The organism is Fulvimonas sp. R45 (genome assembly GCF_030504985.1).
GTDB lineage: Bacteria > Pseudomonadota > Gammaproteobacteria > Xanthomonadales > Rhodanobacteraceae > Rhodanobacter_A.
The window spans coordinates 1-19,594 of the sequence record NZ_JASERU010000032.1 but is presented as its reverse complement, the minus strand read 5'-3'; the positions used below and the strand labels follow the sequence as shown (position 1 = coordinate 19,594).

The 19,594-nt window shown below is 70.6% G+C and carries 11 protein-coding genes and 1 pseudogene; 6 read left to right on the top strand and 6 right to left on the bottom strand.

What is annotated here, in order from left to right:
• The first annotated feature begins 868 nt into the window (after nucleotides 1-868).
• Complete coding sequence (locus QMK61_RS17345; protein ID WP_302073491.1) at nucleotides 869-1,003, top strand: hypothetical protein; 135 nt, start codon at nucleotides 869-871, stop codon at nucleotides 1,001-1,003.
• Between the two features lie 135 nt (nucleotides 1,004-1,138).
• Nucleotides 1,139-2,656, top strand: coding sequence for a fumarate hydratase (locus QMK61_RS17340; RefSeq protein ID WP_302073490.1), 1,518 nt, complete (start codon nucleotides 1,139-1,141; stop codon nucleotides 2,654-2,656).
• Nucleotides 2,657-2,839: 183 nt separating this feature from the next.
• Here the strand turns inward: QMK61_RS17340 and QMK61_RS17335 are convergent, their stop codons facing one another.
• On the bottom strand, nucleotides 2,840-4,294 hold the full coding sequence (locus tag QMK61_RS17335) for an FUSC family protein (protein ID WP_302073489.1): 1,455 nt from the start codon (nucleotides 4,292-4,294) through the stop codon (nucleotides 2,840-2,842).
• A 247-nt stretch (nucleotides 4,295-4,541) separates the two neighbouring features.
• Here QMK61_RS17335 and QMK61_RS17330 point away from each other — a divergent pair, with 247 nt between their 5' ends.
• The 4 genes and pseudogenes from QMK61_RS17330 to murD all read left to right on the top strand — a co-directional run bounded on the left by QMK61_RS17330 (nucleotide 4,542) and on the right by murD (nucleotide 10,344).
• Complete coding sequence (locus QMK61_RS17330; RefSeq protein ID WP_302073492.1) at nucleotides 4,542-7,109, top strand: bifunctional aspartate kinase/diaminopimelate decarboxylase; 2,568 nt, start codon at nucleotides 4,542-4,544, stop codon at nucleotides 7,107-7,109.
• Nucleotides 7,110-7,198: 89 nt separating this feature from the next.
• A pseudogene (locus tag QMK61_RS17325) lies at nucleotides 7,199-7,579 on the top strand (DUF559 domain-containing protein).
• Nucleotides 7,580-7,600: 21 nt separating this feature from the next.
• Nucleotides 7,601-8,986: a UDP-N-acetyl-alpha-D-muramoyl-L-alanyl-L-glutamate epimerase gene (gene murL / locus QMK61_RS17320; protein WP_302073488.1), complete on the top strand. Its 1,386-nt coding sequence runs from the start codon at nucleotides 7,601-7,603 to the stop codon at nucleotides 8,984-8,986.
• Complete coding sequence (murD, locus tag QMK61_RS17315; RefSeq protein ID WP_302073487.1) at nucleotides 8,986-10,344, top strand: UDP-N-acetylmuramoyl-L-alanine--D-glutamate ligase; 1,359 nt, start codon at nucleotides 8,986-8,988, stop codon at nucleotides 10,342-10,344. Before murL ends, murD begins: the two co-directional genes overlap by 1 nt.
• Before the next feature lie 19 nt (nucleotides 10,345-10,363).
• Here the strand turns inward: murD and QMK61_RS17310 are convergent, their stop codons facing one another.
• The 5 genes from QMK61_RS17310 to QMK61_RS17290 all read right to left on the bottom strand — a co-directional run bounded on the left by QMK61_RS17310 (nucleotide 10,364) and on the right by QMK61_RS17290 (nucleotide 19,225).
• A complete protein-coding gene (locus QMK61_RS17310; protein WP_302073486.1) occupies nucleotides 10,364-10,831 on the bottom strand; it encodes a DUF4019 domain-containing protein in 468 nt (155 codons plus the stop codon).
• 90 nt (nucleotides 10,832-10,921) lie between these two features.
• Nucleotides 10,922-11,299: a YciI family protein gene (locus tag QMK61_RS17305; protein ID WP_302073485.1), complete on the bottom strand. Its 378-nt coding sequence runs from the start codon at nucleotides 11,297-11,299 to the stop codon at nucleotides 10,922-10,924.
• 151 nt (nucleotides 11,300-11,450) lie between these two features.
• Complete coding sequence (locus QMK61_RS17300; protein WP_302073484.1) at nucleotides 11,451-13,511, bottom strand: M13 family metallopeptidase; 2,061 nt, start codon at nucleotides 13,509-13,511, stop codon at nucleotides 11,451-11,453.
• A gap of 131 nt (nucleotides 13,512-13,642) precedes the next feature.
• The gene (locus QMK61_RS17295; protein ID WP_302073483.1) at nucleotides 13,643-15,304 is read right to left on the bottom strand and encodes a DUF3300 domain-containing protein; all 1,662 of its coding nucleotides are present in this window, start codon (nucleotides 15,302-15,304) and stop codon (nucleotides 13,643-13,645) included.
• 174 nt (nucleotides 15,305-15,478) lie between these two features.
• Nucleotides 15,479-19,225: a translocation/assembly module TamB domain-containing protein gene (locus tag QMK61_RS17290; protein ID WP_302073482.1), complete on the bottom strand. Its 3,747-nt coding sequence runs from the start codon at nucleotides 19,223-19,225 to the stop codon at nucleotides 15,479-15,481.
• Nucleotides 19,226-19,594 lie beyond the last annotated feature (369 nt).

Sequence of the window (19,594 nt, the reverse complement as noted above, 5' to 3'; positions counted from 1 at the left end):
AAGAAGTCGTTGGGCGGGCTGACACCCGCCGCCTACGCGAAGCAGTTAAAGTAACTCAGGACTCTAAACCGACCCGCTACTCAAAGCGGGGGGACGTCGGCTGCCGTTGCTGTGCTTGGCTGCCTAGTAGTGCCGGAAAATCTTGCCTGCATCGTGGTGCAGGCGTTCCAGCGCTCGCTCGAAGTCCACCCCAAAGTTGATGTCGACGTCGTTGCGCATGGCTGTTCTCCGTGTCGTTGGGTGAGCTTGCTTCGGCATCTTGCCAGCATCGTGTCGCAGCGCTTGCAACGGTGCTTGCGTCGGCCTGCTGGCCAGCATTGCCTCCGATCTTTCCCGACCGCTTCCAAAACCTCGTCCACGTCACTGGACAAGGTATGGGTTTGTTATACCGCCCGCTACGCGAGCGGGCTAACAAACCGCACCTCGCCCGTCGTTGCACTCTCTCTGCGGCGCTCCCTGCCTGCTCAGGGCGTTGCCCCGAGACCCCATCGGCAGGCCGTCGTGCCGGCGCCGGCGGCAGCCATTATTAGCCCGCTAATAATTTCCACGGAACGCCACGTCCTAGTGCAGGATAGGGATCGCGCCGCTTAAATGCTGCACATTGCTAGCAAGCATGATCTTTAGAAACAAAAATACCCACCTCCCAGGCCGCTATCGCGGCCCGTGAGGTAGGTGCTGTGCGATCGACGCCCGAAGGCCGATCGTTATCGTTTAGCGGCCTGCTTGCTGCAGCACCGAATCGATCACTTGGCTGACGAACTTCTGCTGCGCCTTGGTAGTGCAATCAAGGTCGTGAGCACCTAGTTTGCCATTTGGCTCGATCAGCGACGCCGACGGGAACCGGGTGCACAGCGGGGACGGCCGGGGCGTGCAGCAGCACCAGGGCTATGGCGCGCTGAACCGGCTGGTGCAGACGATCCAGGACTACGACGGCACCGACAACGGCACGGCGAACATCGCCGCCGCCTTCGGCTACGGTGCCCTGAACCGCCTGGCGGCGTGACCGTCGGCCACCGCCTACGCCTACGGTGGCCTCTCCAGACCCGGGTGGACCGCTTCTTGCGGCACAATAGCGGACTGGCCCGCCGCAGATAGCCATGCGCGGCGGCAATTCCTCACTTGTGTCCCAGCCATCGCCATGACCGCCATCAAGCAAGCCGACCTGATCCAGTCCGTCGCGGACGCGCTGCAGTACATCAGCTACTACCACCCCGTCGACTACATCAAGGCGCTGGCCGCCGCGTACGAGCGCGAGGAATCGCCGGCCGCGAAGGACGCGATGGCGCAGATCCTGATCAACTCGCGCATGGCCGCCGAGGGCCACCGCCCGCTGTGCCAGGACACCGGCATCGTCACCGTGTTCCTGAAGATCGGCATGGGCGTGCGCTGGGACGACGCCACCATGGGCGTGGAGGACATGGTCAACGAGGGCGTGCGCCGCGCCTACAACCACCCGGACAACAAGCTGCGCGCCAGCGTGCTGGCCGACCCGGCCGGCCGCCGCCTCAACACGAAGGACAACACGCCGGCGGTGGTGAACGTGTCGGTGGTGCCGGGCGACACCGTCGAGGTGATCGTGGCGGCCAAGGGCGGCGGCTCGGAGGCGAAGTCGAAGTTCGTGATGCTGAACCCGTCCGACTCCATCGTGGACTGGGTGCTGAAGACCGTGCCGACCATGGGCGCCGGCTGGTGCCCGCCGGGCATGCTGGGCATCGGCATCGGCGGCACCGCGGAGAAGGCGATGCTGCTGGCGAAGGAATCGCTGATGGAGCACATCGACATCCAGGAGCTGATCGCGCGCGGCCCGCAGAACCGCGTGGAAGAACTGCGCATCGAGCTGTACGAGAAGGTCAACGCGCTGGGCATCGGGGCGCAGGGCCTGGGCGGCCTCACCACCGTGCTCGACGTGAAGATCAAGGATTACCCCACCCACGCGGCGAACCTGCCGGTGGCGATGATCCCGAACTGCGCCGCCACCCGCCACGCGCATTTCGTGCTCGACGGCTCCGGCCCCGTGGCGCTGGAGCCGCCCTCGCTGGAGGACTGGCCCAGGCTCACCTACAACCCGCAGAACGCGCGCCGGGTGGATCTCGACACCATCACCCAGGACGAAGTCGCCAGCTTCAGGCCGGGCGAGGTGCTGCTGCTCAACGGCAAGCTGCTCACCGGCCGCGACGCCGCGCACAAGCGCATGGTGGAGATGCTCAACCGTGGGGAAAAGCTGCCGGTCGACTTCAAGGGCCGCTTCATCTACTACGTGGGCCCGGTCGACCCGGTGCGCGAGGAGGTGGTCGGCCCCGCCGGCCCCACCACCGCCACCCGCATGGACAAGTTCACCGAACAGGTGCTTAGCTCAACCGGCCTGCTCGGCATGGTCGGCAAGGCGGAGCGCGGCCCCGCGGCGATCGAGGCGATCAGGAAGCACCGCTCGGTCTACCTGATGGCGGTGGGCGGCGCGGCCTACCTCGTTTCCAAGGCGATCAAGGCCTCGAAGGTGCTGGCCTTCGAGGACCTGGGCATGGAGGCGATCTACGAGTTCGAGGTGAAGGACATGCCGGTCACCGTGGCGGTGGACAGCGCCGGCACCTCGGTGCACCAGACCGGACCGAAGGAGTGGCGCGCGAAGATCGGCAAGATCCCCGTGGTCGTCGAATAAAAGCCGTGCGCGCAGCGCACGCCTTCGCCTCCTCTCCCCTCCGGGGAGGGAGAAAGCCAGACCGTTCACGCTGAGCGTAGCTTGCGCCAGCAAGCGGAGTCGAAGCGCCCGCAGGCGACCCTTCGACTCCGGCCCTGCGGGCCTACGCTCAGGACGAACGGTGAGATATAGGCTGCCTTGTCGCTAGCCAGACTCCCGCACACCTTGCGTGGCTGGCTCACCAGCCGCCTCCAGCGCCCCGCGCAGCCCCTCCAGCGCCGGCAACAACCGATCCGGCTCGCGCAAGGCCTGCCGTGCCGCGCCGACCGCGCGCCGCACGCTGCCCGGCGTGGCGCCGCGATCGATCAGCGCCGCCGCGGGAGCGCGGCAGGCGGCCAAGGCATCGATCCAGTCGGCGGGTTGCCGCCAGGCGGGTCGCAGGCCGAGCGTGCGGGCCGCGCGGAAGGCTGGCGCCAGCGACTTCGCCGCATCGAGCGCGTGCGTGAAAGGCGCCGCGCTGCGCGATGCGTGCGCGGGGTCCAGCGCCTCGCCGAGCGCCGCCAATGCGTCGGCCAGGCGTCGACGCAGCACGCCGGTGGAGCGCACCGGCAGCACCACCCAGGCCACCGCCACGCCGATCGCGGCGCCGGCCAGGATCGCCGCCAGGCGCAGCGCCATCTCCGCCGTTGCAGGCACGCCGGCGTAGTTCTCCAGCAGGGCCAGCGCCACGGTGACGAACAGCGCCCACCACGCATAGTTGAGCGGCCGCAGCCAGGTGCCCAGGAACACCGCGAGGAGGATCATCGTGGCGGAGCTTCCGCCGTGCATGCCCGCCGGCAGGGACCACAGGGACAGCACGGCGGCGGCGAGGGTGCCGCCGGCGGCGCCGGCCAGGCGCAGCAGGCTCTTGTACGCCACCTCCAGCCGGCCACGGTTGCCGCTGTGCACGATGAAGGCGGTCAGCACCACCCAGGGCCAGTGCCGGCCGAAGCCCGCATGGCCCACCGCGAAGGCGCAGGCCAGTGCCGCCGCCATCTGCAGTGCCATGCGCGTGGTGGCCGAGAGGCGCTGCTGGCCCGGCGTCGCCCGGGCCGGCGCGGCAGGTGCATGGGGCGCCGGCGGCAGGATGCCCGGCAACAGGCGCAGTCGCCGGCCCAGCGCGTCCAGCGCCGACACCCAGGCCAGCGCCAGCAGCGCCACCAGCACCGGCACCAGGATGGCCGGCAGCGGCCCCCGGTGCACGCCGGACAGGTGCGGCACGGTCAGCACGGTCACGAACGGCAGCGCGATCAGCCGGCTGGCGCGCCGTGCCGACTCGCCGAACTGGCGCAGCCACACCGATGCGGACACGCCGAGGGTGAACGCGGCGGCGCCCAGCCAGGGCGCGTCGCGCAGCAGCAGGCCAACGCCGGTGGCGGCCAGGCCCACCACCGGCAGGGCGACGGCCGCTTCCAGCCGGCCGCGGCGGTCGCGGTCGAGCCGGCTGCGGGCCAGCGACAGGCTCAGCACCACCGCCAGTACCGCGCTGCCTGGCCCGGGCGCCATCCATTGCGCGCAGGCCAGGGTGAGCAGGGCGGCCGCCAGCGCCACGACGGCTTCCGGCAGCGCGCGCCATGCGGCGGCCGGGCCGCGCGCGGGGTCGGGGAACGCGAAGGCCATGCGTGACCGGCTCCTTTCCGGGAAGCGCGCAGTCTAGCAGCGTCCGGGGCGGCGCCTGCGGTCCTTGACAAGTGGACGTCTGGACGTCCAAACGGCCGCGCACGGCGGCCGCGGTTGCATTCCCGTTGCCGCGGCGCAACACTGGCGGGATTGTTTTCCCCAGCCACCGCAACCGAAGGTAACCGTGAACCCGCAAAGCCCTGCGCCGCTGCCCGCGGACGCCCCTGCTCCCGACAAGCCCTGGATCGTGATGAAGTTCGGCGGCACCAGTGTCGCCACCCTGCCGCGCTGGCAGAACATCCGTGAGCTGGTCGCCAGCCGCCGCGCCGAGGGCGCGCGCGTGCTGGTGGTCGTGTCCGCGCTCACCGGCATCACCGACGCGCTGAAACAGCTGTGCGGCGAGGGCGACCAGGGCAAACGCAAGGCGGCGGCCGGCGTGATCGCGCAACGCCACCACGAGCTGCTCGGCCACATGCGGCTGCCGCTGCCGGCCACGCTGGGCGCACGGCTGGACGAGCTGGCCGCGCTGGCCGCGGACGGCCCGGCGCGGCTGGGCGAACTGGCCTGGTCGGCGCTGGTGCAGGCGCACGGCGAGCTGATGTCCAGCGCGCTGGGCGCGGCCTTCCTCAGCGAAAGCGGCCTGCCCACGCGATGGGTGGACGCGCGCGACTGCCTGGCCGCGGCGGCGCTGCCGAACCAGAACGAGCGCACCCGCCTGCTCTCGGCGATGGTCGAGGCCCGGCCCGACCCCGCGCTGGCCGCGCGACTGGCCGCGCAAGGCGAGGTGTTCATCACCCAGGGCTTCATCGCGCGCGAGAGCGGAGGCCGCACCGTGCTGCTGGGCCGCGGCGGCTCGGATACCTCGGCGTCCTACTTCGGCGCGCTGCTGAAGGCGGCGCGGGTGGAGATCTGGACCGACGTGGCCGGCATGTTCACCGCCAACCCGCGCCAGGTGCCGGGTGCGCGCCTGCTGCAGAAGCTGGACTACGAGGAGGCGCAGGAAATCGCCTCCACCGGCGCCAAGGTACTGCACCCGCGCTGCCTGTCGCCGCTGCGCGAGCCGCGCGTGCCGCTCTTGGTGAAGGACACCAACCGGCCCGAACTGGAAGGCACGGTGATCGGTCCCGAGGTGCGCGAGCACGCGCCCTCGGTGAAGGCGATCAGCGCGCGCAAGGGCATCACCCTGGTGTCGATGGAATCGGTGGGCATGTGGCAGCAGGTCGGCTTCCTCGCCGACGTGTTCGCGCAGTTCAAGCGGCACGGCCTGTCGGTGGACCTGATCGGTTCGGCCGAGACCAACGTCACCGTGTCGCTCGACCCCACCGAGAACCTGCTCGATTCCGACGCGGTGGCCGCGCTGGCGGCGGACCTGGCCAAGGTGTGCCGGGTAAAGGTGATCGCGCCGTGCGCCGCGATCACCCTGGTCGGCCGCGGCATGCGCTCGATGCTGCACACGCTGTCGACCGTGCTGGCGGAATTCGGCCAGCTGCGCGTGCACCTGATCTCGCAGTCGTCCAACAACCTCAACCTCACCTTCGTGGTGGACGAGAACGTGGTGGACGAGCTGCTGCCGCACCTGCACGACCTGCTGATCGCCGCCGGCGCGCTGCGCACCGACGACAGCGCCCTGTTCGGCCCCAGCTGGCAGAACCTGTACGGCGGCGGCGAGGCGGCGGTGTCCGCCGCCTGGTGGCGCGAGCCGGCGCAGCGCCGGCGCCTGCTCGACGTCGCCGCCGGGGCCACGCCGCGCTACGTCTACCACCTGCCCACGGTGCGCGCGCAGGCGCGCGCGCTGAAGTCGCTGGCCGCGGTGGACCGGCTGCACTACGCGGTGAAGGCGAACACGCATCCGGCGATCCTGCGCGCGCTGGTCGAGGAGGGCTTCGCGTTCGAATGCGTGTCGCCGGGCGAGCTGGACGCGGTATCGGCGGCCGTGCCGGAAAGCGTGCCGCTGCTGTTCACGCCCAACTTCGCCTCGCGCGCGGATTTCGCGCACGGCCTGGCCACCCGCGCCACCATCACGCTGGACGCGCTGCATCCGGTCGAGCACTGCGGCGAGCTGTTCCGCGGCCGCGAGGTCTCGCTGCGGGTGGACCTGGGCCGTGGCCTGGGCCACCACGAGAAGGTGCGCACCGGCGGCAGCGGCAGCAAGTTCGGCCTGCCGGTGGAGCAGCTCGACGCCTTCCTGCGCCACGCCGACGCGCACGGCATCGTCGTGCGGGGCCTGCACGCGCACCTGGGTTCGGGCGTGCTCGACGCGCGGCACTGGGGCGAGGTGTACGGCCAGCTGGCCAGCCTGGCCGAGCGCATCGGCAGCATCGCCTTCCTCAACATCGGCGGCGGCTTGGGCGTGCCTTCGCATCCGGGCGAGGCGAAGCTGGACATCGCCGCGCTGGACAAGGTGCTGCGCGAGGTGAAGGCGGCCTACCCGCACTACCGGCTGTGGATGGAGCCGGGCCGCTACCTCGTCGCCGACGCCGGCGTGCTGCTGGCCCGGGTCACCCAGACCAAGGGCAAGGGCAGCTGGCGCTACCTCGGCGTGGACACCGGCATGAACAGCCTGATCCGCCCCGCGCTGTACGACGCCTGGCACGAGATCGCCAACCTCACCCGCCTCGACGAGCCGGCCACCGGCCTGTTCCAGGTGGTCGGCCCGATCTGCGAGAGCGGCGACGTGCTGGGCAGCGACCGCCGCCTGCCGGAACCGGCCGAGGGTGACGTCATGCTGGTCGCCCAGGCCGGCGCCTACGGCAAGGTGATGTCCTCGCCGTACAACCTGCGCGGTGATACGGAAGAGGTGGTGCTGGACGACTGACGCTCTTCTCCCTCTCCCCTCCGGGGAGAGGGATGGGGTGAGGGGCGGGTGCTCGCGAAGGAACAGCCAACAAAGCGGAGGTTTCAAGGATGAAACGCCTGAATGTAGACAAGGCACGCAACCTGCGAACCGGCCAGACCGACGCCAAACAAAAACTCTGGCATCACCTGCGCAACCGCCCCCTGCAAGGCTGGACATTCTGCCGCCAGCATGAGGTCGACCGCTAAATCGCTGATTTCGCCTGTCCGGGTGCGGGCCTGGTCGTGGAGCTGGACGGCAGCCAGCATGACGAGCAGGTGGCATATGACGCAGCACGCACATGCAAGCTGGCAAGCATGGGCTACCGCGTGCTCCGTTTCTGGGACAATGACGTACTGACGAATATCGAAGGCGTGCTCGAGGTGATCCTTGAAGCCTTGGCAAGCCCGGCCCCTCACCCCGACCCTCTCCCCGGAGGGGAGAGGGAGTAGGGCATGTGGAGTATCGAGACAGTGACGACGACCATCCAACCGCGCCTGACCCAGGTGTTCCGCTTCCTCCGCGCGCGCTATGCCGACGGCGTGGCCGAGCTGGCGTATGCGTTCGACGACGGCGAGCCGCTGGTGGAACGCATCCGTTTCCCCGACGCCCCGGCGCTGCCGCGCGAACGCCAGGCGGCCTTCGACGCCGCGCTGAAGCTGCTGCACCTGGTCGCCGGCGTCAGCTATTACAAGGCCGGCGTGCCGCCAAGGATCGAGGTCGCCGACGGCCCGCTCGATGCCGCCACCGCCGACCTGCTCGATGCGCTCTACCTGCACGGCCTGGCCGAGTTCGCCTACCGCAACGGTCTGGACCTGCGCGGCCGCATAAGTTTTCCGCGAAGCGCAACATCTCCCTCTCCCCTCCGGGGAGAGGGTCGGGGTGAGGGGCCAACCTCGCCTCACGCCCCACCTCTCGGCCTCCCCAAACGCACCTTGGTCCCCATCGGCGGCGGCAAGGACTCGCTGGTCGCCGTGGAAGCCATCAAGTCCATCGGCGGCGACGCCACCGCGGTCTGGGTCGGCAACTCCCCGCTGATCGCCGCCTGCGCCGGGCGCACCGGCCTGCCCACGCTGAACATCCAGCGCGAGCTGGCGCCGGGCCTGTTCGAGCTGAACCGGCTGGGCGCATGGAACGGCCACATCCCGGTCACCGCGGTGAACTCGGCGATCCTCGCCGTGGCCGCGGTCCTGTACGGCCACGATTCCATCGCCTTCGCCAACGAGCGCTCCGCCTCCGCCGCCACGCTGGAGTACGACGGCCAGCAGGTGAACCACCAGTGGAGCAAGGGCTACGCCTTCGAGCAGTTGCTGGGCGAGTGGCTGCATACGCACGTGGCCGCCGACCTCGACTACTGCTCGCTGCTGCGTCCGTATTCGGAGCTGGCGATCACCCGCGCGTTCGCGCGCCTGCCGCAGTACTTCGAGGCGTTCTCCAGCTGCAACCGCAACTTCCGCATCCTCGGCCCCAAGCCCGCCGACCGCTGGTGCGGACAGTGCCCGAAATGCCACTTCGTGTTCCTGGCGCTGGCGCCGTTCCTGCCCAAGCCGCGGCTGCTGGCGATCTTCGGCCGCAACCTGCTCGACGACGAGACGCAGGCCGCCGGCTTCGACGCGCTGCTGGAATACAAGGACCACAAGCCGTTCGAATGCGTGGGCGAGGGCGCCGAGGCGCGCGCGGCGATGTACGCACTGAGCCAGCGACCCGAGTGGCAGGAGGACGCGCTGGTAGCGCGCTTCCGCGCCGAGATCCTGCCGCAGCTCGATGCCTCGCAGCTCGCGCTGGAGCCGTGGCTGGAACCGTCCGCCGAACACCGCGTGCCGGCGCGCCTGCAGGGCGCGCTGAAGGCCATCGGCTGATGCGCATCGCCGAGCTGGCGGGCAAGCGCGTCGCCGTGTGGGGCTTCGGCCGTGAGGGTCGCGCCGCGATCCACGCCATCCGCGCGCAACTGCCGCAACAACCGCTGGCGCTCTATTGCAACGAAGCCGAAGCCGCTGCCGCACGCGCATTCGACGCCTCGCTGACCGTCTACGCGCACGAGCCCGAGGCGGTGGCGCTGTCCGCCTACGACGTGGTGGTGAAGTCGCCCGGCATTTCCATCTACAAGCCCGCCATCGTCACCGCGCAGGCGCAGGGCACTGCGTTCACCTCCGGCACCGCGCTGTGGTTCGCGGAGAACCCGGATGCGCGCGTGGTCGCCGTCACCGGCACCAAGGGCAAGAGCACCACCACCGCCTTCGTGGCGCATCTCGCGCGCGCGCTGGGCGTGCGCACCGCGCTGGCCGGCAACATCGGCCTGCCGCTGCTGGAACTGCAGGGCCAGTCCGCCGCGCTATGGGCCATCGAGCTGTCCAGCTTCCAGACGGGCGAAGCCGGGGCGCTGGAACTGGGCGTGGTCACCAGCCTGTACGAGGAGCACCTGGACTGGCACGGCTCGCGCGAACGCTACGTGGCCGACAAGCTGAAGCTCGCCGATGCCGCGCGCACGCTGCTGGTCAACGGCCAACAGCCGAACCTGCTGGAACGCACCGCCGCGCATCCGCGCCGCCTCGTCTTCGGCACGCCGGAAGGCTGGCACGTGGCCGACGGCGCGATCCGCCGCGGCGGACAGGCGGTGTTCGACCTCGGAGCGATGGCCGCCCCTGGCCTGCACAACGCGCTCAACGCCTGCGCCGCGCTGGCCGCGCTGGAGACGCTGGGCCTCGACGCGGTCAAGGCGGCGCCGGCGCTGGCGGACTTCCACCCGTTGCCGCACCGCCTGCAACCGCTGGGCCGGCGCGACGGCGTCGACTGGATCAACGACTCCATCGGCACCACCCCGCAGGCCACGCTGGCCGCGCTGGACAGCTTGGCCGGGCGCGAGGTCACGGTGATCGTGGGCGGCCACGACCGCGGGCTGGACTGGTCCGGTTTCGTGCGGGCGGTGAAGGACCGCGCCGGCCTGCGCATCGTGGCGCAAGGCGCCAACGGCCCGCGCATCGCACGGGCGCTGCGGCAGGCGAAGACCGAGCTGCCGCTGGGCGAAGCGGAGGATTTCGCCGACGCGGTGGCGATGGCGCGCACGGTGACGCCGGAGGGCGGCGTGGTGCTGCTCTCGCCCGGCGCGCCCAGCTTCGACCAGTTCAGGGACTACACCGAGCGCGGCCGCCGCTTCGCCGAACTGGCCGGGTTCGACGGTGGCGCCATCGCAGGGATCGGCGGGCTCGGGGTGGCCTGACCCACCACAGGAAAGCGCATCAGCGCAGCGTGTACCCCGCCACGCGCCACACCTTGTCCGGGTCCAGGTGGAAGGAGACCAGCTCGCGCACCGGCTGACTGGTGTTGGCGAACCGGGTCGCGAAGTTCACGTTGATGTAGTAGCCGGCGGGCGTGGCGCCGCCGCTGGAGGCGTTGCGGGTGATGGTGGCGAGCTTGCGTGAGAGCGGCTTGCCGACCTGCTTGCGGTCGGCGTCGACCTGCGCGACGAAGGCCTCGCGCTTCACCACCTGCTTGGCGATGGCGGAGGCGCCGTCCCACACCTCGCCCGTCTTGCCCTGGTCGACCAGTTGGGCGACCTGCAGCGCGGCCTGGGCCATCTGCGCATCCTGCTTCTGCACCTGGGCCTGCTGCACCGGCGTCAGCGCGGGTGCGGCGGGTTTCGACTGGGCCAGCGCTGCCGTCGAGACGACGAGCAGGGCGACGGACAAGGCAAGCGGCTTGAACATGGTGCGAACCTCCCCTGGCGAATGGATGCAGCCCCGTGCGCACGGCGGCTGCCGCGCACGTTATCACCCTGGTCCACCTTGTTGCAGGCGTCAGTCGTCCATTTCACGGGCTGCGCGCGCATGGGGGTCCTCGTCCACGTCGATCGGCCAGAACGGGCGCACTTCGACGCTGCCGAAGCGGGCCATCGGATGGCGGGCGGCGATGGCGACGGCCTCGTCGAGGCTGGCGCAGTCCAGCAGGTCGAAGCCGGCGATCCACTCCTTGGACTCGGCGAACGGCCCGTCGCTGACCAGGGTCTTGCCGGCGCGCACGCGCACGGTCTTCGCGTGGGACGGCGGCCGCAGCCGGTCGCCGGTGATCCGCGCGCCGCTGGCCGCCAGGCCGGCCACCCATTCGCCGATGTTGTCCTGCGCGGCGTCGTAGGGTTCGGCGGCGGGGTCGTGCACCACGAACATCATGAACTGCATGGCTAGCTCCTTTGCAATGGGCTGTGGTGGAGCGACGAACGGCAGGCACGGCGATCGACACACACGCTCGTCGCGCGTGACGACCGGGCAAAAAGAAGGGCCGCACTCGCACGAGTGCGGCCCTGGCCTTGCCTGGCGCGGCCTGCGGCGCCTACCAGATCTTCACGCGCTGGTCCGGCTTCAGGTACAGCTTCTGCCCCGGCTGCACCTTGAACGCGGGATACCAGGCGTCGAGGTTGCGCACGGTGAGCGCGCGGAATTGCGCGGGGGCGTGCACGTCGGTGGCGAGGCGCTGGCGCAGGGCGGCGTCGCGCATCTTCGAGCGCCAGGCCTGGCCGAAGGCGAGGAAGAAGCGCTGGTCGCCGGTGAGGCCGTCGATCACCGGCGCGGGCTTGCCGCCCAGCGACTTGTGGTAGGCGAGGTAGGCGATGGTGAGGCCGGAGACGTCGGCGATGTCCTCGCCCAGGGTCTGCTCGCCGTTGACGTGCAGGCCGGGCAGGGCCTCGTACTGGTCGAACTGCCTGGCCAGCTTCTGCGTGGCGTCCTTGAAGTGCGCCTCGTCGGCCGGCGTCCACCAGTTCTCCAGCTTGCCCTGCGCGTCGAAGTCGGCGCCGGTGTTGTCGAAGCTGTGGCTGATCTCGTGGCCGATGATGGCGCCGATGGCGCCGTAGTTGGCGGCGGCGTCGGCTTTCGGGTCGAAGAACGGCGCCTGCAGGATCGCGGCGGGGAAGTTCAGCGCGTTCTGCAGCGGCAGGTTCACCGCGTTCACCGTCTGCGGCGTCATCCACCACTCGCCGCGGTCGACCGGCTGGCCGAGCTTGGCGAGCTGGTGCTCGTACTCGTGCTTCACCGCGCGCTGGTGGTTGCCCAGCGGGTCGTCGGCCTTGATCTCGAGCGCGGCGTAGTCGCGCCAGGTGTCCGGGTAGCCCACGCCCACCTTCAGCGTGACCAGCTTTTCCTTGGCCTTGGCGCGCGTGGCCGGGGTCATCCAGCTCAGCGTGTCGAGGCGCTCGTCGAAGGCGGCGATCAGGTTCTTCACCAGCTGCTGCACTTCGTCGCGCGACGAGGCGGGGAAATACTTCTGTACGTACAGCTGGCCCACCGCGTCGCCGAGGTCGGTGTTGGTGGCGCCCACCGCGCGTTTCCAGCGCGGCTGCTGCTGCGGCGTGCCTTGCAGGGTGCGGCCGTAGAAGTCGAAGCTGAGGTCGGCGTAGGCCTTGGGCAGCAGCGGCGCGCCGGCATTGAGGGTGTGGAAGGCGAGCAGGGTCTTCCAGGCGTCCAGCGGCTCGCTGGCCACCAGCGCGGACAGCCCGGTGATGGCGGCGGGCTGCCACACGTCGATCCGCGGCTGGCCGGCGAGGCCGGCGGCCTTGAAGTAGGCGTCCCAGTCGAGGCCGGGCGCCTTGGCGGCGAAGTCGGCCATGCTCCAGAGGTTGTTGGCCTTGTGCACGTCCTCGCTTTCGACCAGGCTTTCCTGCGCCCTGGCGATCTTCGTCTCCAGCGCGAGCACGGTCTTGGCCTCGCCCTCGGGGTCCTTCGCGCCGGCCTGCTTCAGCAGCGCGGCGACGTAGGCCTGGTACTTGCCGCGGGCCTCGACCATGTGCGGGTCGCTGGACAGGTAATACTCGCGGCTGGGCATGCCGAGGCCGCCCTGCAGCAGGTAGGCGATGGTGTGCGAGGGATCTTCCAGGCCCTGGGTGACGAACAGGCCGAACAGGTTCTGGGTGTGGAAGTTGGTGGCGTTGATCGGGTCCACGTCGGCGCGCAGGCGGCTGCCCAGCACGCGGGCCAGGTCCTGCCGGCTGTCGATCTTGTCGATCGTTTCCAGGGCAGGCTTCAGCGGCTTCAGGCCCAGCTTCTCGATGTTCGCCTCGTCCATGTAGGCAGCGTAGTAGTCGGCGATCCTGCGCTCGTTGCTGCCCGGCGCGGCGTGGTCGCCGCGGGCGTTGCGGATCAGGTCGGCGGTGTGCTTCTCGGTCAGCTCGTAGATCTTGAGGAAGGTGCCGGTGCTGGAGCGGTCGGCCGGGATCTGCGCCGTCTTCAGCCAGTTGCCGTTGGCGTAGTCGAAGAAGTTGTCGCCCGGCTTCACGGCGTGGTCGATGCCCGTCAGGTCGATGCCGATGTCGGGGCCGTTGGCGGGAGCCGCCCAGGCCGTGGGGCCGCAGAGTCCGGCCGCGATCGCCGCGGCCAGTAGCCATGGGGTGCGTTGCATGGGTGCCACCTCGCTGATGTGTGAGGCGTGCACGATAGCGCCACGCGGGGGATATTGCAGGTGCCGGCGGATACGGTTGCCGGTGCGATGCGCGACCGCCGGCGCGCCTGGATGGCGCGCCGGCGGGAGGGTCAGTCCTGCTGTTCCTCCTTGCGCCGCTTGTCGTCGCCGTGCGGCTTGCCGGAATCGTGCTGTCCGGACGCGGCGGGGCGCGGGTTGGTGTGCGGTGCGGCGCGGGGCTCGGGTCGTGGCTGCACCTGGGATGCGGGGCGTTCGACAGGTCGTGGTGCGGCGGGGCGGGCGGCCTCGGGCCGCGGCGCCTCGTGCGCCGCTTCCAGCCGTAGCCGCGGCGGCGCCGACTCGCGCGGGGCCTCGCGGTGCGCGGCGACCGCCGGGACCACATGCGCGGTCGTGGGATGGTGCCCGGCGGCCGGGGCGCGTGTCGCCGGCGCCGGCAGCGGGCGGCGCACCATCGACGGATGGGGAGGTCCCGCGCCTTGCAGGCTGCGCGGCGCCTGCGGGTGTTCCGGTGCGACGTGCGCGACAGTGCCGGGTGCCGGCCTCGCCCCCCGCACCGGGGTGCCGAAATGCGGCATGGTCATCGGTTGCGCGGCCGGCCGCGCCGTCGTCTCGCCGGGAGCGCGCGCGACGGTCACGTGGCGGCTGTTGTCGATGCGGGCGTTGCGCGTGTCGTGCACGCTGTTGTCGACCACGCGGTTGTCGCTGTTGACGTTGGTGGCCGTGCGGTTGCCGCTGTTGACGTAGTTGACCGTGCGGCTGTTGTTGATGTTGGTGTAGCGGTTGATGATGGTGGTGGAGCGCGAGACGTAGACGGTGTTGTTGTGCACCACTGCCGGCCGCTGCCAGTTGCCGCCCCCGCGGGCGCCGCCCCAGTGCATGCCCCAACTGTTCCAGCCCCAGCCGGGATTGCTGTTGCGCTCGTCATGATGGTGTTCGAGCAGGGCACCCACCACCACGCCCACACCGAAGCCGATGGCGCCCGCAGCCACCATCTCGCCGGTGCTGTAGCGGCGCGGCTCGACGTAGGTATAGCCGGGATAGGTTGCCACCGGTTCGCCGTAGACGGTTTCCGGGTCGTACTGGGGCACGTAGACGGTGTCGGGCTGCGCCGGCACGATCTCGATCGTCTGCTGCGGGGCCGGGACCACGGCCGGGCCGGCGTACTCCGGCGGCGGCTCGCCCTGGTCGCCCACCGCCTCGTCGGCGGGCGCGGCCTGGCTGACCACGCGCATCTGCGGGGAGCTGCGCAGGCTGCCCTTGCTCGCGGCGCGCTCGCGCATCACCTGGATCGCGTTCATCACGTCGGCGGGATCGTTGACATAGGCGCTGCCGAGTGCGGTGGTCCACTGCATGTTCCGCGCCATCTGGTCCAGCACCGAGGGGAACTGGGTCAGGCCCTTGACGCTGGCGTCCCACGGCTGCGGATCGACCGCGTCGGCCAGCAGCGCGCCCTTCAGGTCCGGATGCTGCTGCAGCATGTCGTCGGCCGCGGCGATCTGGTCGGGATAGGTCGAGCCGGCCAGCACCTGCGCCACGAGCTTGTCGGGGAACAGCGCGATCGGCGCCACCATCTGGTACAGCTGGTCCGCCGAGGGCGGGGTGTAGGGCGCGGATGGCTGTGCGGCAGTGGCGGCCGGGGCGGGCGCCGTGCCGGCGGCGCCCGGATTCGCGGCCTGCGGAGTGGGCGGATGGTTGCAACCGGCCAGCATGACGCCGCCGGCGCACAGCAGCGCATACGCGGCCTTTCTTCGGGTGGGGGTCTTGTCGATCACGACGGGCTCCGCGGGGGACGTGGGGGCCATGCGTGAACGCGCAAGTGTCGCCGCACATCCGCGCTGGCGAGTGGATTATTGCCATGCGCGCGCGGCGGCAAACGACGACGGTGATGCGGCGGTCAGCTGCGATTCCGGAACGTGTCGAGGGGGCGGAATTTCTTGCGCCGACGTTCAGCGCTCGTAGCGGTAATTGAAGCTGGCGCGGCTGAAGTCGGTGGCGTTCTGCGCCTCGAAGTTCCAACGGTGGCTGAGGCGGAAGCGCAGGGTGATCACCTGGCCGGGGTCGAACAGGCCCACGCCGTAGCTGAGGTACAACCGCGGCGAGAGGTACTTGCCCACCGTGAACGCGGCGGCGCCGCCCAGCGCATCGCTGCTGGACACGCCCATGTCCAGGCCGGTCTTCGCGCCCACGCTCTTGGCCAGCAGGTCGCCGGTGGCCGAGCCCAGCGCCTGCGCCGCGGCGCCCACCATGTTGCCTTCGCCGCCCTTCACCTGCGACAGCGGCTTGCCGGTGACCAGGTAGGAGAGCGCGTCGGACTGCTCCATCACCGGATTGGAGAACACGGTGAGCACCGGCCGCTGCGCGGTGCCGGTGACCAGCAGGCCCACCTCCTGGCCCTCGTCGATGGTGGCGTTGGGGTTGAGCTTGCGTACCGCCTTGATGTTGAGGCCGGGGTTGTCCACCGGCGTGCTGGCGAACAGCAGCTGGCCCTGCTCGATGTGCAGGTTCTGGCCGTAGGCCTTGTAGGTGCCGCTGACCTTGATCTGGCCCTGGCCGGTGGTGGCGTGGCCGGGACGGTCGCTGACCGTGAGCGTGCCGGCGAGGCGGCCGTCCAGGCCCATGCCGACGATGTGGGTGCGGCGGCCCAGGTCCACCTTCACGCGGGCGGTGACCGGCAGCGGCGCGTTCTGCGCCTGCTGCTGCGACTGGTCCACGATCACCACGTCGGGCGAGGCCTGGCTGGCGCCGCCGCCGGGCAGCTTTTCCAGGTTCACGTCGGCGCTGTCGATGGTGACCGAACCGCCGACGTCGATGCCGCTGGCGCCCTGCTTCACCACCAGGTCGGGCGAGATCACCACCTTGGCGGCGGGAATGTCGGCGGCGGTGACGCGGCTGCCCTTGAGGGTGACCGCGGTGGACGCGGCCGCGCCCAGCCCGGCGGTGCCGGCCACGGCGAGCGTGCCGTCGCCGGACTTCACGCTGCCGTCGATGCGGAACTGCTTCGCGTCCGTGGTGCTCACCGTGACGCGGCCCTGGCTCAGCTTGAGGCCGGCGTCGGGGATCTCCGCGGCGAAGCCGTCGAGCACGGCCTGGCCGGTGACCGCCGGCTGCGCCAGCGTGCCGCCGAGTCGGAAGCTGCCGTCGAGTCGGCCTTTCGCGTTGGCCACCGCGTTGGTGAACAGCTCGATGAAGCCGATCCGGTTCAGGTGCAGCTCCACCTGGCCGGCCAGCGCCTGCTGCGTGCCGGTGAGATTCAATTGGCCGTCCAGACGACCGTCGCCGTCAACGCGGGCATGCAGCTCGACATGCTGGGACGAAGGCGCCAGCGTGGCGTTCAACGCCAGGTCGTCGTAGGTGAGCAGCGGCTGGTCGGGATGGTCGGCGTAGGCGATGCTGCCGTGGCCGGAGGTGACGCTGGCGTTGCCGGCGAGCTTGCCGTCGGCGCCGCGGCGCAGCGTGCCGTGGCCGTCGAGCGTGCCTTCGGCGCGCATCGGCACGTCGGCCACGCCGGCGACGTCCACCAGCAGCGGCAGCGGCAGCGCGTGCAGCCGGTAGCTGGCGTCGAGGTTGCCGGCCTTGTCCTGCTTCGCGGCCACGCACAGCAGCGGGTCGCCCGCGCTGAGGCACAGCTCGGAGAGGCTGGCCGCGCCGTCGTTCCAGGCCAGCTTCGCCGGCTGCTGCAGGCGCCATTCCGGCATCGCCTGCGGGCGCAGGGTCAGCGCGGTCAGCGTGCCGTTCCAGGCGGTGTCCTTCAGGCCGCCGTCCAGCGCGAGCTGCGCGGAAAGCTGCTGGCCACGCGCATCCAGCGTGAGCCGGTGCGAGGCCTGGCTGCCTTCGGCGAGCAGGTGCAGCTGCTGGAAGGCCAGCCCGCCGGCCTGCACGTCGCCGGCGTCCAGCTGCAGCTTGCCGGCGGGGTGGCCGATGTCGGGCACGCCGACCACCAGCCGCAGGCTCTCGGCCTTCTGTTGCTGCCACACCAGCGATTGCCCGTTCACATGGCCGTTGACGCTCAGCGCAGGCCACAGCCCCTGCACGCGGAAGCCGCCGTCGAGGCGGCCGCCGGCGGCGGGCAGCCAGTCGTCCAGCGAGGCGATCGCCAGCTTCAGGTCGACGTCGTTGCGGCTGCCGGGTCGGGCGTCGATCTGCACGTGGCTGTTGCCCGCGCTCAAGGCCAACTGGCCGTCGACCACCTTCGCCGGCGACAGGTGCAGCTTGCCGTGGCCGGCCAGCGCGCGATCACGTAGCCGGCCGGCGAGCTGGTGCAGGTCGAGCGTGGCCTCGGGGCCTTGCGGGGTGAGCGTGCCGTCGGTGTCCAGCGCGAAGTCCAGCGCGCCGTTCCAGCCGGCGAACAACTGGCCCGGGTCGAGCTTGTTCGCGCCGGCCTTGAAGTCCCACGCCAGCGCGGGCTGCAGGGTCAGGGTGCCGCTGGCGTCGAGGCCACCCTGCGGCTGCTTGAGCGCGAGCGTGTGCAGGACGACCTGCTGCGGCGTGCCGTCCAGGTTCAGCGCCAGCTTCGCCAGCTTGCCGGGCGGGCCGATGTCCACGTCGCCCTCGGCGTGGTACTGCGTGGCGCTGCCGCGCGCGACGAGGCTGCCGTGGCTGGCCAGCGGCTGGCCGGCGAGGTCGGCGGGCAGTTGCAGGTCCTGCCAGGCGATGGCGAGTTCGCCGCTCACCGGTTTCGCGTCCAGCCGCAGCGTGCCGTGGGCGGCGAGCGAGCCGGGGAACTGCGGCGAGGCGAGCTGCAGCTGCTTCAGTTGCAGCGTCGCGTAGTTCGCGTCGAAGCGCGCATCCAGCGGCTGCAGCTTCACGGTGTACTGGTCGAGGCCGAGCGTGCCGGTCAACATACCGCCCAGCTTGTCGCCGCGGCCGGAAAGATGGGCGGACAGCGTCTTCAGCGCGCCGTCGCCGAGCAGCGGCTTCGGATCGAAGGCGGGCAAGTCGAGTTTGGCCGTCCACGGCCAGTTCTTTTCCTGCGCGAGATCGAGCGCGAGCGTGGCGACGGCAGGTTTGGTCAGCGCGATGTCGGCATGCGCCTGCTCGCCGTCGCTGGTGGCGGTGAGCGTGCCGGCGTAGTCGGTATCGCCCACGCGCCAGGCGAAACCGGCCTGGCCCTTGCCCTTGTAGCGGCGGCCGATGGCGAGCTGGCCGGCCAGTTCGGCGTGGCCCTCGGGCGCATCCAGCGCGAGCTGCTTTACCGCGATGCCGGCATGCGTCCAGCGCGCGGCGAGGTCGAGCCGGTTGGCGGCGAACAGCGGCTGGCCGCCCTGGGCGATCGTCACCCGGGTGACGTGCACGCGGTCCAGCACCAGCGCGAGTGGCGGCTGCAGCGAGAAGCCGGAAGAGCTGGAGCTTTCCTCCTCGCCGGACTTGGGCAGCGCCACGTCCACGCCGTCCACGTCGAGGTCCAGCACGTGCAGGCGTTTGCGCAGCAGCGGCCAGAAGCGCAGGTCCAGGTGCGCCTTCGCCACCTTCGCCACGGTGCCCTGGCCGTCGTCGTAGCGCACGCCGGCGAGGTCGAGCGGGCCAAGCAGGCGGCCCTGCGCGCGCTCCACCGTCAACGCGCCGTGCAGCGCACCTTCCGCCCGCGCCAGCGCGAAACGCAACCCCGCGCCGGTATCGAGCAGCCACCACAGCAGCACGGCCACGATCAGCAGCAGCACGGCGAAGGCGAGGGCGAGGCGCTTGAGCCACTTCATGCGAGGACTCCTGGGGATGGAGTGTGCTTCGCACGAGCGCTTGACTGGATTCCAGCGTTCGCTGGAACGGCGGTGGGGAATCGCCGGGCGTGGGGCGAGGACAGGGTATCTCGGCCATGTCGGAACGGGCGAAGCGCGGCGACTCGCCGCGATCCCTCCCTGGCCTCAGTGAACGGCGACGGCGCGGTGTGGCCGAAGGTAGAACGGGCGGTGCCACGCCTGTTCCAAGCTACCTCGAGCGTCACGGCTTGTAGGGTCGGCGGGCTCGACAGGCCATTTCTCTTGGCTACTTCTCTTTGGGCCAGTGTATAGACCGGAGACATGGGTAACAGGTGTGCCAGGACATGGGTTACACCTCGGCAGGTGTTC